The organism is Thermococcus alcaliphilus (assembly GCF_024054535.1).
Classification (GTDB): domain Archaea; phylum Methanobacteriota_B; class Thermococci; order Thermococcales; family Thermococcaceae; genus Thermococcus_A; species Thermococcus_A alcaliphilus.
On sequence record NZ_JAMXLV010000021.1, the window covers coordinates 93,093 to 105,095 of the forward strand.

Below are 12,003 nucleotides of genomic sequence, written 5' to 3' on the forward strand. Positions count from 1 at the left end.
AAATTATGTAGCCAGGTCCAGCGCGGCATCATGGTTTCGGCCCATGCCGATCTCAGCCGCGCATCGATAGGTAATAATTCAAAAGAGATTTAAGCTTTACTCTTTTTTCTTTAGCTCTTCCAGTTTTGTAACAAGTTTTTGGGCTATTTCCATAAATGCTTTTGCCGCCGGAGTGTCTTCATAAAGGACTATGGGTATACCGTTGTCGCTTGCCTCTCTAGCCTTCAAATCTATAGGAACTTTTCCAAGGAAGTCAACTCCTTCCTTCTTTGCTAATTTTTCTCCGCCTCCCTCTCCAAAGAGATCAATTTTATTTCCACAATGGGGGCATATTAGATAGCTCATGTTCTCAATGACCGCTATGTAAGGAACGTTCATCTGCTTCATCATATTTACCGCTTTACCGGTATCAAGCAAAGCCACCTCTTGAGGGGTGGTGACTATTATAGCCGCATCGAGCTGGATTGTTTGAGTAACGGTTAAGATTTGGTCTCCCGTTCCTGGAGGAAAGTCCACGATCATGAAGTCCAAGCTTCCCCACTTTACATCACCGAGAAGCTGTTTAATGGCTTTTGTGACGAGAGAGCCCCTCCATATTATTGGCTGGTCTTCAGGAACCATGAGTCCCATACTCATGACCTTAATTGGAGTTGTTTGACCCAGAAAGTCGTTCATTGGAGGTATCATCTCGAAATGTCCATCCTCAAACTTCTCTGCAAGAACTTCAGCATTTTCAACACCAAGCATTTTTGCCACGTTTGGGCCGTGCACATCTGCATCCAAAATGCCCACGAAATAGCCCTGCTTTGCAAGGGCCGTCGCTAGGTTTACTGCGACTGTAGATTTTCCAACGCCTCCTTTTCCACTTAAGACCGCTACTTTGTATTTCCACTGCTTCTCTTTTTCCTTTATCCTCTGGGTGAGAGGATCAACACCCAATCCGGGTACGTTAAAACTAGGCGGAGTTTTTATTGTCATTACCATCACCTCTGGTTTAGGCTAGTCTAAAAATGCTTATAAGTTTTGCTCACAAAATACACAATATTACACAAAAATGGGTAACAAAAAAAGAGGAAAATTCACGGAAGTTCGACTTCTTTACCGAGAATTCTCCATAGCTCCTTTATCTGGTTCTTGAGCTCTTGTATCGCCTCGGGTCTCTTGAAGAGGTGCTTAAATCTTCCTTGCAACCTAAGATAGTCTTCAATTGGCTTCTTGAACTTTCCATCCTTGGGGAACCTCTGGAACTTTATGTTGTGGAAGTCTCCGTTCTCAATCTCAAATAGTGGCCAAAGACCTGTTTCAATCGCTAGCTTGGCTACTTCAATTGTCTTCTCCGGTGGAATCCTCCATCCAGGGACACATGGCGCCAAAACCTGAACAAACGCTGGCCCATCAACACTAGCTGCCTTCTTCATCTTCCTGTAGAAATCATATGGATCCCCAATGCTAGCCGTTGCAACGTATGGGATTTGGTGGGCTGCAGCTATTAATGCCACCCACTTCTTTGGCTTGTCCTCACCAATTGAGTACTTCCCTGGAGGTGAGGTGGTTGTCCATGCTCCATATGGGGTTGAGGAACTCCTCTGGATACCGGTATTCATGTAGGCCTCGTTATCGTACATGAGGTAGACCACGTTGTGCCTTCTCTCAAGCATTCCGGAGAGTGCTTGGAGACCAATGTCAGCTGTACCACCATCTCCACCAATAGCAAGTATCTTTCCTTTTCTGCCGAGCTTCTTCCATGCAGCTTCAACACCGCTGGCTGCAGCAGCAGCGTTTTCAAAAGCTACGTGAACCCATGGAGCTTTCCAAGCTGTGTATGGGAAAACAGCAGAGACAACTTCCATACATCCTGTGGCGTGAGCTATTGCAAAAGCGTTTGGATCACCGTACTTCTCTTCCATAGCCTCACTAAATGCCTTTGTGGCAAGCTTCATGACTATAGCCGGTCCACAACCGGCACATGCAGCGTGACCAGGTGCCCAGTATTCGCGAGTTGTGATAGGGGGCTTTCTAACAGCCATCATAATCACCTCACAAAATCTCCTTCCTCAATCCTATCCAGTTGACTTCCTCAACTTTCTCTCCTTCAAGGGCTTTCTTTGATATTTCAACGATTTCCTCAAGGTTCTCAAATGTGACGTCTCTTCCACCAAGGCCGAGTATGAAGTCTAGGACTATTGGCTTCTCTTTCTCATTTATGAGTGCTCTGCTGGTGTCTGCAAAAACCGCACCGCCAATTCCAAAGCTGATGTCCTTTTCGAGAATTGCAAGAACCTTTGCCTTCTTAGCGAGGGCCCTAATTTCCTCAATTGGGAATGGTCTGTAAACCGTCATCTTTGCTGCTCCGATCTTCACTCCTTCTTCCCTCTTTTTATCCACGAACTCTTTGAGTGTTCCAGCAAGTGAGCCCATAGTGAGGAGAATTATCTCAGCATCATCTGTCTTGTATTCCTCAATCATGTGATACCTTCTACCGAACTTCTTCTCGAACTCGTCAAATACTTCCTTGATAACTTTTCTCGCGTTTTCCATAGCCTCCCAAACTGTGTATCTTGCCTCCATGTAGTGAGCTGGGAACCCAAGGGCGCCCTGAGTAATAGGCCTAGCCGGATCAAGGTAAGCGTGCTTTGGAACGTACTCCCCAAGGAACTCGTCAACTACCTCTTGATCTGGGATCTCAACTGGCTCTACTGTGTGGGTCAATATGAACGCATCGAATCCAACCATTGCTGGGAGCAAAACGCGTTCATCTTCTGCAACCTTAAAGGCGATTAATATCAAGTCAAGTGCCTCTTGGTTGTTCTCCGCATAGAACTGCATCCATCCAGTATCTCTCTCACTTATCGTGTCCTGCCAGTCGTTCCAGATGTTAATTGGGGCTGAGAGGGCTCTATTACCAATTGCCATAACAATTGGGAGCCTCATTCCTGCAGCTATGAAGAGAACCTCATGCATCAAAGCCAAACCTTGGGAAGCAGTTGCTGTAAAGGTTCTAACTCCTGCAGCAGAGGCACCAACACATGCAGAAATTGCTGAGTGCTCGCTCTCAACTTTTATGAACTCGGCATCCATTTCTCCATCGGCGACAAATTCACTAATCTTTTCGGGAACGAGAGTTGACGGTGTAATTGGGAATGCAGCAACAACTTTTGGCTTTGCAAGCTTAGCTGCCCAAGCAGCAGCTTCATTACCCTTCATAACTTTCCTCATAGGCATTTATACCACCTCACTTGACTTCTCTAACCATCTCAATTGCTTTGGTTGGGCATTCGTTTGCACAGATTCCACAACCCTTACAATAGTCGTAATCAAACACTGGATAACTTTCCTCGTCCAGATAAATTGCGGGCTCTGGACAGAAGGTGTAGCACAAGAAACATCTGACGCACTTATCTTTGTTAAACTTTGGCATGAAAACTCTCCAACCGCCGGTCTTGTTAACAACGCTGCTTCCGGGAATGTAGACTATTGCACCTGGTGTCATTTTTTCGCTATACTCCTTTTGGACTCTCTCAATATCGGCCTTGAAAGGACTTTCCGCCATACATACCACCCCGAGTGAGTTATCACACTTTTCTTTAAACTTTTCGCAAAAAGAAATAAAAATCAACCGAAGAGCTCAGCCTTCTTCTTGAGCTCTTCCCATTCCTTGAGCACCCATTCTTGGAGTATCTCTATATCCTCCTTTGTCATGTACTTAAATCTTCCCTGGAGCTTGAGGTACTCCTCAAGGGGCTTTGGTTCTTTGTTTGGTGAAGGCATGTTTATCTTGTATTTTCCATTCTCGTATTCAAAGAGCGGGAAGTATGCAGTCTGAACCGCTAAACGGGCGATTTCTATGCTCTTGTCTGTTGGGCTTCTCCACCCAGTTGGGCATGGTGCAAAGAGCTGAATGAAAGAGGGTCCCTTAATTGTTTGAGCCTTTTTGAGCTTTCTCATGAAGTCCTCTGGATAGGCAACGCTCGCAGTTGCTGCATAAGCCGGCTTGTGGGCTATAACAATATCGATAACCTTCTTCTTTGGCCTCTGCTCAAGGAAGTGCTTCTTTCCACCCGGAGTATTGGTTGTCCATGCTCCATATGGGGTTGAGGAACTCCTCTGGATACCGGTATTCATGTAAGCCTCGTTGTCGTACATGATGTAAAGGGCATCGTGTCCCCTCTCAAGGAAACCGCTCAAGGCCTGAAGACCGATGTCAGCTGTACCACCATCTCCGGCCCATCCAACGACCATTATTCCATCTTCGCCCTTTACCTTGTATCCCTTTGCCTTTAATGCCGCCTCAATACCACTAATTACCGCACCCGTTGTCTCAAATGCAGTGTGGAAGAGGGGAGCATTTAAAGCAGTGTAGGGCCATGGGCCGGCTATGATTGTAGAACAGCATGCTGGAATTGTGAATATTGCTTTTCCTCCATAGGCTTTAAGGACGTATCTCAAACCCAAGGCTGCACCACAACCTTGGCAAGCAGTGTGCCCAGCATAAAAGTGCTCTTCAAAGGGAAGGGTTAATCTTTTCTTAACATCAGCAGGAAGCTCCATTTTTCTCACCTCTTCAAGTGGTACCATTCAATTTCCCTATCGAGCTTGCCTTTTTGGATTATCTCTCTCATGTTCTTGGCTATTGTCTTCACATCGTTCACTGTAAGGTCTCTTCCACCAAGTCCAACGATGTAGTTCTTCATTATTGGCTTTGCGTCAGTGTTGTAGAGGACACCCTTAGCCTCGTTGAAGAGGATTCCCTCTTGCCCAAAGGAGAAGTTCCTATCGAGAACCGCTATTCCTTCAACGTTCTTTGCCAATTCGTAGAGCTCTTCCTTCGGGAACGGTCTGAACCATCTAACCTTAGCCGCTCCGACCTTATAGCCCTCACTTCTGAGCATGTCAACTGCCTCTTTTACGGTTCCCATAAGAGAGCCCATCCCCATGAAGACTATCTCAGCATCATCAGTCTTGTAGAGCTCTATCATCTGACTGTAATCCCTTCCAAATCTCTCGCCGTATTCCTTTCCAACCTCTTTGATGACCTTCTTTGCCTCTTCCATTGCCTTGGCTATCTTGTATCTAAACTCATAATAGTCAGCTGGAGTTCCTAAGGCACCAACTGAGAATGGGTTTTCAAAGTCAGTAAGTGTGTATAATGGCTTCCTCGGTGGGAGGAATTCATCTATCTCTTCCTGCTCCGGCATGTCAACTACATCGTAAGTGTGACTGAGGATGAAGGCACTTTCAACTACCATTACAGGAAGGTTAACCTTCTCATGCTCTGCAATCTTGAATGCCATCAATACTCCGTCATAAACCTCTTGGTTGTTTTCGGCGTAGAATTGAAGCCATCCTGTGTCTCTTTGCGCTAGGGAGTCAGTTTGATCATCCCAAACACTCCACGGAGGAGCCATAGCTCTGTTAACATCAACCATAACAATTGGGAGCCTTGCTCCAGCCGCCCAGTGGAGCATCTCGTGCATTAGGGCAAGACCTTGAGCGGAGGTAGCAGTAAAAGCCCTAGCACCTGTTGCTGAAGCACCTATACAGGCAGCCATTGCAGAGTGCTCGCTCTCAACGGGCACATATTGAAGGTTTTCAACTTCTCCATTAGCAATGAACTCGGCTATTTTCTCAATAATTGAGGTTTGAGGTGTGATAGGATAAGCGGCTACAACCTCAACTCTAGCATGTTTAGCAGCGTAAGCTGCAGCGTAATTACCACTTACAACTTTCTTTGGCATTTTACCACCTCACTTCTCTTCTCTTACCATGCTTATTGCCTTTGTTGGGCATTCGTTTGCACAGATTCCACAACCCTTGCAGTAGTCATAATCTACCGCAGTGTAGCCATCCTCCTTGATGTATATTGCTGGCTCCGGACAGAACTTCCAGCAGATGTAACACTTTATACACTTGCTCTCATCGATAACTGGCATGAAAGTTCTCCAATCGCCTGTGAAGTTTGATAGTGTCGTCCCTAGTGTTATTGGGGCCTCTGGATACTCATCAACGGACTTAAATACCATTTTTTCAGCTTTTGCCTTCTTCTCCCCGAATAAAGTATTCAAGACGTTTCACCCCTAAATGGATTTTAAAGGAAGGAAAAATCAAAGCTCGTAAACAACAGTCTTCTCAAAGGCTTCCTTTGCGGCTTTAGCGTTCTTTTCGCCGAGCTCTCCGGAGAAAGTATCCTTGATGGCCTCTTCCACGCTTTCTATCTTAACTATCCCAGTTGCTTTTGCAACAGCACCAAGAATTGAGGTATTTGTAATCGGCAAGCCGAGAATTTCAAGGGCTATTGTTGTAGCGTCAACGAGTGCTAGTTTGGCTGGCTTCTTCTTGAGCTTCTCGAGGACTTCCTCCTTGGTTTTCTCGGTGTTTACAATTACCATTCCTCCCTCTTTAAGACCGGCCGTAACGTCAACCGTATCCAAGAGAGAGGGATCAAGGACAACTACAACATCTGGCTCATAAATCTGGGTCTTGATTCTAATTGGCTTGTCGTCAATTCTTGTGAAAGCTGTAACTGGAGCACCTCTTCTTTCAACACCAAAGAACGGGAACGCTTGGACGTACTTGCCCTCTAAGAAAGCTGCCTCGGCTAGAATGTTTGCGGCTGTAACTGCACCTTGTCCACCTCTACCGTGAAAACGAATCTCTATCATCGTCTCTTCCTCCCAAGTTTTGTCGGTATTATTTCACCTAGTGCATTTATTTAGTTTTCGGTATGGCAAGAAACCTCTTTCGGCATCTGTCTTTGAGTAAAAGTGAACAAATAGTATGTTCAATGGATAATATGATACACCAGCAGACACAAAAAATGCCTTTACGTTTGTAAAACATGAAAAAACAGGAAAGCACAAGAGTTAATTTTTTTAAGCTCTCCTCCACTATATAGACTATATAGATGGTGAAGACAATGGAGGCAATAGTAATAGCGGCAATTGCAATTACATTCTACATAGCATGGAACATAGGAGCCAACGATAGCGCAAATGCAATGGGAACTGCAGTAGGGGCTGGACTGCTAAGCTTCCATCAGGCAACATTAACCATAGCAATATTCGTCATGCTTGGGGCTTACCTGAAGGGCTACAAGGTTATGAAAACAATAGGCAAAGGAATTGTTCCTCCAGAGTACCTCACACTCAAAATTGCCATAATAGCCCTCCTTGCGGCTGGTATTTGGGTCACTATAGCAACTATAAAGGGGCTCCCCGTGTCCACCACCCAAGCCATAGTTGGAGGAGTTGTGGGAGTTGGAATAGCGATAAATGCTCCGATAAAATGGGAGACTCTATTGAAAATAGCTGGAGCCTGGGTGTTTTCCCCTATTTTAGCGGGTTTATTCGCCCTGATACTCTTTAGGTTTTATGGAAAAATAATAAACAGCATTAAAAGCTTGGGGAGAATTGAGTTTCTTTACAAGTGGCTTGCTGTTCTCGGAGGATCATACATGGCATTTAACTTTGGGGCAAATGAGGTGGCAAATGCAACGGGTCTTCTCGTTGGGGCAGGCTTCTTTAGTCCAAAAACTGCTGGAATGTTTGGGGCGTTAAGTTTAGCCTTGGGTTCTTTAACGTTCAGCTACGCCGTAATGTACACGGTGGGTAAAAAGATTACATCCCTCGGCCCCATCTCGGCTTTTTCAGCCCAATTCGGCTCAGCTATAGCGGTTAGCTTGGCGAACATGTTTGGGCTCCCAGTTAGCTCAAGCCAGGCTATAGTGGGAGGAGTTGTTGGAGTAGGACTTGCGGCAGGAAGGGGAGTAGAGAAGAAAGTTATATGGGAGATAGCGTTTGGATGGATCGCTACACCAACAGTTAGCATAGCCTTAGCCCTCGGAATCTTCAAGCTTTTCCAATTCTCGGGATTAATTTAAAAAAGAAAAATTACCCTCTTCTCCTAAATCTCAGCTTTGCCGTGAGGATTTTTTCTGTTGTGAAAAACCTTGCGGTTACAAAGAGCGTCAGTACTGATATAGCTCCTAAATAGATTGCACTGGCGTACATTGTGGAATATTCTCCCATAAGCATTGCCCTAGAAGCCAATATCGGGTGGCTGAAGGGGATTGCTAGCAAAAAATACTTGATTGCCAAAGGCAAAGTTTCTATGTCTGCAAACATGAGTATGAACGTAGGAAATGCCAGCGGCATTATTCCCGCACTTACTACGGTGTTTGCGCTCTTTGTGTCCTCTGCAAAAACAGCAAGCAGCATAGCGAAGCTCAAAGCGAATATCATCGCTAGGAACATTATAAGAACAAAAAGTGCCGCCCCTTGTGGAGTAACTGCCAGTCCAAGGTCTTCAAGGGAAATTCCAACTTGGGCTGAAGAAGTCAAGCTCCCGAGATAGTTTCTCATACCTATCATATAGGCTATTGCTGCTATTATGCCTATTACAGCCGTTCCTACCATTTTTCCAGCCACAATAGTTATCCTTTTCACGGGCAGAGTGAGGAGGGTTTCGAGAGTTTTGTTCTCCTTTTCCATAGCCATGCTCCCGGCTGACATTTGGGCAACCAATATTATCATTATGAATATTACGATAGGCATAGAAAAAGACTGAGATGCTATGATGTTCGCTACCAACGAAGGTGGAACGGCAACAATGCGCCCCTTAATTACGGTGAAGCTTTTTGCGTCTATTGGTCTTAGAATAGCCTCCGGGTCACCTTCTATGTTCTGCTGTATCTTTAGCTTCGCGAGATACTCGTTGAGAACCGTCAGCACAGCGTTTATTCTACCTTCACTTACCGCTTCCCTCATGCCTCCACTTATCCCCTTGATTATGCCATACACCTCCACCTGAGCTTTTTGGTTGTTTTCTATAGCCTTTGAAAAGTTCTGTGGAATTATTACAATCATGTTGTAGTTTTTCTCTTGAGCTTTCCTGATAGCTTCATCAATGCTCAAGGCATCTATCTTGGTTAGAGTCACATTAGGGGCAGTTTCTAAAGCTTTGATCAGCAGATCGCCGTATTGACCTTCATCAAGGTTCACCAATACAACTTTAGTTTCCTCTTGAGCCTGTTCAAAACCTACCTGCATCATCTGTCCCAAGGCGGGATATATGATTAGAGGTACTATTATTATGCCAAAGATGAGCCCCTTGTCTCTCAGAAGGTCTTTGAGTTCTTTCATTACGAGTATCCAGAAGTCGCTCATTCAAACACCTCCACCGCCCGTTTGGATTATGGACATAAAGACCTCTTCGAGGTTTTCCGCTTCGTATTTTTCCTTCAGCTCTTTTGGGGTTCCGATCTCAACTATCACACCACGGTTTATCAGAGCAACCCTATCACAGAGAAACTCTACCTCAAGCATGTTGTGGCTCGAAACTAGAAATGTTATCCCCTTCTCTCTTGCAAAGCTCTTTATCGTCTGCCTTATGGAGTACGCATTTATTATGTCCAGCCCGCTTGCCGGCTCATCCAGAATGGCAAGCTTAGGCTCAACCATCAAAGCCCTCGCAAGCAAAAGCTTTCTCGTCATACCCTTTGAGTACGTGGAAATTTTGTCGTTCAGCCTATCCCCAAGGCCACTAAGCTTTATACCAAGCTTAAGCATCTCTTCATAGCTCTTTCCCGTTTTAGCATAAAGCTTTGCCATGAACTGGAGGTACTCAATTCCCTTGAGGTTCTTATAAGCCCCAGCTTCCTCCGGAAGGTAGCTTATGAGCTTCCTTACTTCATCTCCCTCTTTAACTATATCGTGGCCAAAAACTTCAGCCTTTCCCCCCGTTGGAGTTAACAAAGTTGCTAGAATCTTGAGCGTTGTGCTCTTTCCAGCGCCGTTAGGACCAATTAAGCCGAAGATTTCTCCCTCCTTAATCTCAAAACTTATTCCTTTGAGAGCCTTGACTTTTCCGTAGTCCTTCTCAAGGTTTTCAACTTTTACAGCGGGCAACTTCTCACCCTCCTACAGGATTACTCTTCTTCGTATATGAATATATCCTCAATTTTCGTGTTAAAAAACCTTGCTATCTTAAAGGCTAACCTTAGAGATGGGTCGTATTTGCCTTTCTCTATCGCTATTATCGTCTGCCTCGTGACGCCAAGGGCTTTGGCAAGCTCCTCTTGCGTTAGTCCTCTCTCTTCTCTGAGCTCGCGGAGACGGTTCTTCATGCTCACATCCTCCTAGCGTAGTATGCTCTAAAGATCCAGATGCTAAAGAATATCGCCATGAAGATTATCAAAGCTGTGTCCCTAGCATCGCTGTTTTTTGTAACAAACCAATGATAAAATAATAAAATGATGTCGACAATCATAACGAGCTCCAAAGTTTTAAGTGCAGTCCTTTTATCTATTTCCCTCGCTCTCTCATCGGCGGGAAGCCCTATTTCTCGAAGCATAATTCTCGTCATCAAAGTTCCAAGAAGAGCTCCACCAATAAGGGAGATAACTGCAACGATGAGCAATTCGTTCATTCACATCACCCTGGAATAGTGAATTTCAAGAATCGTTGGAAGGAAAAAGCTGATAAGAGCAACGATCACTAATACAATACAGCGCTCCCTCCCCCAGAAGGCCTCATAAAACAACATTAAACCAACGAACACTTGCAACGCTTGAAGGGTCTTCTTCGCTGCTAGTCTGCTGATATTCTCTCCCCTCTCGTCTAGCTTTTCCCCCAAAGCTTTGCGTCTCATATAATTTAAACAAGCCGAAATGAGAGCGATTGAGAGGACAATTAGATAGTAAACCGCCAATGGGTTCATTCACATCACCCTCGCGTAATAATGCCTTAGAATGAAATGTAGGAAAAGCATTCCAGCAAGTGTGAGTCCTATGGCAGCAAAAGCCCCCGCAAACTTTGGATCACTCAGCTTTCCTGTGAGAGCTATCATAGCGATAGCCAAAGCTACTTCTACAATTTGAATGGTTCTTACTGCGGCAATTTCACTTATCCTTTTTGTACGCTCGTCCTCGAAGACATGACCCCTATTTTCAAAGATTAAGTAATAGGTGTGAATGAAAAACGCTCCTAAGACAAAAACCGCCACGGATACTTCAACTTTTCCCTCTGGGAGTGCCCAACCCATTATCCATCCCACTGTCATAACACCAACTAGTGGTGGAAGATGGACAAGCTTGCTCATCCTTCTCACCATGTAAAGTTTCCTTTACGTAAAGTTTCCTTTACATCCTTATAACCTTTATGCTAAAACCCTCACTACCCTCAATTAAACACTCCAAAAATCCTTTCTACTTTTTGAGCCAATAGTAAAGCATTGCGACCAAAGAAGAATACACAAGGAGCTGTACTACAACAAAAAAGTATCTACTGAGGATTTCAAACTCCTTTGTCCCATAACTGCTCGCTAACTTCCATACGGAGAATGCCGCTATTATCGGAGCAGAAATCTCAAAAGTCAAAGTTAAAACTCTCATTTCCCTAATTTTCTCCTCTTTGCTCTTTTCAATTCCTGCAAGTTTCATTCCCAAATATATGGAACAAAAAGCCAGAATTACAGATATCGCAGCTTTATCAGGATTTTTAGATTTTATAAAGTGGTTTGTGAGAATTACAAATAAAATCATGAAGACAAAAGCAGATATCCAAACACCCCAGCGCTTAATCTCCATGCAATCACCGGGTGATTCCTAAAATTAGAGGAAGTAGAAAAGGTCAAGGTCTTTGAAGTTTCTCCTTTATCGTTGAAATCCTTCTTAGCTTGGACTTTACAGCGAGTTTGCTGTGATCAATAACAATAAACTCTCCGATGCTCTTAACGGCCTTCATCGGTATGAGGAGAAGGCCTTCATGATCGGTAACAAACTCACTAGTGTCTAGGTCTTCGTCGGGCTCAGCAACAATCACCAAAATTTCTCCGGTTTCCTCATCAAAACTCAGATCGTAAAGCCATCCGAGTCTTATTCCAGTGTCAGTTATAAGCTCCATATCCCTAAGCTTTGATGCCTTAATTTTCACCATCTTAGTCCCCTCCAATTTTTGCCTACATAAAAAATCGCCTTTTTTCTATAAAATCTTTTCTGAAAATGAAAGA

The 12,003-nt window shown here is 44.5% G+C and carries 17 protein-coding genes; 1 reads left to right on the forward strand and 16 read right to left on the reverse strand.

What is annotated here, in order from left to right:
- Positions 1 to 96: 96 nt before the first annotated feature.
- The 8 genes from NF859_RS07045 to NF859_RS07080 form a co-directional block, all read right to left on the reverse strand.
- Complete coding sequence (locus tag NF859_RS07045) at positions 97 to 978, reverse strand: Mrp/NBP35 family ATP-binding protein (protein ID WP_252743616.1); 882 nt, start codon at positions 976 to 978, stop codon at positions 97 to 99.
- A gap of 101 nt (positions 979 to 1,079) precedes the next feature.
- The gene (gene porB, locus NF859_RS07050; protein WP_252743617.1) at positions 1,080 to 2,027 is read right to left on the reverse strand and encodes a pyruvate synthase subunit PorB; all 948 of its coding nucleotides are present in this window, start codon (positions 2,025 to 2,027) and stop codon (positions 1,080 to 1,082) included.
- Positions 2,028 to 2,037: 10 nt separating this feature from the next.
- Entirely contained in the window at positions 2,038 to 3,222 is a 1,185-nt protein-coding gene (gene porA, locus NF859_RS07055; RefSeq protein WP_252743618.1) for a pyruvate synthase subunit PorA, read from the reverse strand.
- Between the two features lie 10 nt (positions 3,223 to 3,232).
- Positions 3,233 to 3,550, reverse strand: coding sequence for a pyruvate synthase subunit PorD (porD, locus tag NF859_RS07060; RefSeq protein WP_252743619.1), 318 nt, complete (start codon positions 3,548 to 3,550; stop codon positions 3,233 to 3,235).
- 62 nt (positions 3,551 to 3,612) lie between these two features.
- Positions 3,613 to 4,548, reverse strand: coding sequence for a 3-methyl-2-oxobutanoate dehydrogenase subunit beta (locus NF859_RS07065; protein WP_252743620.1), 936 nt, complete (start codon positions 4,546 to 4,548; stop codon positions 3,613 to 3,615).
- A gap of 5 nt (positions 4,549 to 4,553) precedes the next feature.
- Positions 4,554 to 5,735, reverse strand: a complete 1,182-nt coding sequence (gene porA / locus NF859_RS07070) for a pyruvate ferredoxin oxidoreductase (protein ID WP_252743621.1) — start codon at positions 5,733 to 5,735, stop codon at positions 4,554 to 4,556.
- A 9-nt stretch (positions 5,736 to 5,744) separates the two neighbouring features.
- Positions 5,745 to 6,062: a 3-methyl-2-oxobutanoate dehydrogenase subunit delta gene (locus NF859_RS07075; protein ID WP_004067085.1), complete on the reverse strand. Its 318-nt coding sequence runs from the start codon at positions 6,060 to 6,062 to the stop codon at positions 5,745 to 5,747.
- Between the two features lie 39 nt (positions 6,063 to 6,101).
- Positions 6,102 to 6,659, reverse strand: coding sequence for a pyruvate/ketoisovalerate ferredoxin oxidoreductase subunit gamma (locus NF859_RS07080; protein ID WP_252743622.1), 558 nt, complete (start codon positions 6,657 to 6,659; stop codon positions 6,102 to 6,104).
- A gap of 254 nt (positions 6,660 to 6,913) precedes the next feature.
- Between NF859_RS07080 and NF859_RS07085 the strand changes: the two genes are divergently transcribed.
- On the forward strand, positions 6,914 to 7,876 hold the full coding sequence (locus NF859_RS07085) for an inorganic phosphate transporter (RefSeq protein WP_252743623.1): 963 nt from the start codon (positions 6,914 to 6,916) through the stop codon (positions 7,874 to 7,876).
- 10 nt (positions 7,877 to 7,886) lie between these two features.
- On the opposite strand, the gene NF859_RS07090 is transcribed toward NF859_RS07085, so the two are convergent.
- The 8 genes from NF859_RS07090 to NF859_RS07125 form a co-directional block, all read right to left on the reverse strand.
- Positions 7,887 to 9,161 (reverse strand): ABC transporter permease, encoded by a 1,275-nt coding sequence (locus tag NF859_RS07090; protein WP_252743624.1) that lies wholly within the window; start codon positions 9,159 to 9,161, stop codon positions 7,887 to 7,889.
- Positions 9,162 to 9,902 (reverse strand): ABC transporter ATP-binding protein, encoded by a 741-nt coding sequence (locus NF859_RS07095; RefSeq protein WP_252743625.1) that lies wholly within the window; start codon positions 9,900 to 9,902, stop codon positions 9,162 to 9,164.
- Positions 9,903 to 9,922: 20 nt separating this feature from the next.
- Positions 9,923 to 10,120, reverse strand: a complete 198-nt coding sequence (locus NF859_RS07100) for a helix-turn-helix transcriptional regulator (protein ID WP_087037506.1) — start codon at positions 10,118 to 10,120, stop codon at positions 9,923 to 9,925.
- A 2-nt stretch (positions 10,121 to 10,122) separates the two neighbouring features.
- On the reverse strand, positions 10,123 to 10,422 hold the full coding sequence (locus tag NF859_RS07105) for a DUF2178 domain-containing protein (RefSeq protein WP_252743626.1): 300 nt from the start codon (positions 10,420 to 10,422) through the stop codon (positions 10,123 to 10,125).
- A complete protein-coding gene (locus NF859_RS07110) occupies positions 10,423 to 10,713 on the reverse strand; it encodes a hypothetical protein (protein WP_252743627.1) in 291 nt (96 codons plus the stop codon).
- Positions 10,714 to 11,094 carry a DUF2178 domain-containing protein gene (locus tag NF859_RS07115; protein WP_252743628.1) on the reverse strand — a complete coding sequence of 127 codons (381 nt, stop codon included), beginning with the start codon at positions 11,092 to 11,094 and terminating at the stop codon, positions 10,714 to 10,716.
- A 106-nt stretch (positions 11,095 to 11,200) separates the two neighbouring features.
- A complete protein-coding gene (locus NF859_RS07120; RefSeq protein WP_252743629.1) occupies positions 11,201 to 11,581 on the reverse strand; it encodes a hypothetical protein in 381 nt (126 codons plus the stop codon).
- A gap of 43 nt (positions 11,582 to 11,624) precedes the next feature.
- Positions 11,625 to 11,930, reverse strand: a complete 306-nt coding sequence (locus NF859_RS07125) for a PRC-barrel domain-containing protein (RefSeq protein ID WP_252743630.1) — start codon at positions 11,928 to 11,930, stop codon at positions 11,625 to 11,627.
- Between the last annotated feature and the right edge of the window lie 73 nt (positions 11,931 to 12,003).

Bases quoted from the DNA above. Each gene is read 5' to 3' on its own strand.
- NF859_RS07045 (WP_252743616.1), bottom strand. From the start codon at position 978: ATGACAATAAAAACTCCGCCTAGTTTTAACGTACCCGGATTGGGTGTT.
- porB (WP_252743617.1), bottom strand. From the start codon at position 2,027: ATGGCTGTTAGAAAGCCCCCTATCACAACTCGCGAATACTGGGCACCT.
- porA (WP_252743618.1), bottom strand. From the start codon at position 3,222: ATGCCTATGAGGAAAGTTATGAAGGGTAATGAAGCTGCTGCTTGGGCA.
- porD (WP_252743619.1), bottom strand. From the start codon at position 3,550: ATGGCGGAAAGTCCTTTCAAGGCCGATATTGAGAGAGTCCAAAAGGAG.
- NF859_RS07065 (WP_252743620.1), bottom strand. From the start codon at position 4,548: ATGGAGCTTCCTGCTGATGTTAAGAAAAGATTAACCCTTCCCTTTGAA.
- porA (WP_252743621.1), bottom strand. From the start codon at position 5,735: ATGCCAAAGAAAGTTGTAAGTGGTAATTACGCTGCAGCTTACGCTGCT.
- NF859_RS07080 (WP_252743622.1), bottom strand. From the start codon at position 6,659: ATGATAGAGATTCGTTTTCACGGTAGAGGTGGACAAGGTGCAGTTACA.
- NF859_RS07085 (WP_252743623.1), top strand. From the start codon at position 6,914: ATGGAGGCAATAGTAATAGCGGCAATTGCAATTACATTCTACATAGCA.
- NF859_RS07090 (WP_252743624.1), bottom strand. From the start codon at position 9,161: ATGAGCGACTTCTGGATACTCGTAATGAAAGAACTCAAAGACCTTCTG.
- NF859_RS07100 (WP_087037506.1), bottom strand. From the start codon at position 10,120: ATGAAGAACCGTCTCCGCGAGCTCAGAGAAGAGAGAGGACTAACGCAA.
- NF859_RS07105 (WP_252743626.1), bottom strand. From the start codon at position 10,422: ATGAACGAATTGCTCATCGTTGCAGTTATCTCCCTTATTGGTGGAGCT.
- NF859_RS07110 (WP_252743627.1), bottom strand. From the start codon at position 10,713: ATGAACCCATTGGCGGTTTACTATCTAATTGTCCTCTCAATCGCTCTC.
- NF859_RS07115 (WP_252743628.1), bottom strand. From the start codon at position 11,094: ATGAGCAAGCTTGTCCATCTTCCACCACTAGTTGGTGTTATGACAGTG.
- NF859_RS07120 (WP_252743629.1), bottom strand. From the start codon at position 11,581: ATGGAGATTAAGCGCTGGGGTGTTTGGATATCTGCTTTTGTCTTCATG.
- NF859_RS07125 (WP_252743630.1), bottom strand. From the start codon at position 11,930: ATGGTGAAAATTAAGGCATCAAAGCTTAGGGATATGGAGCTTATAACT.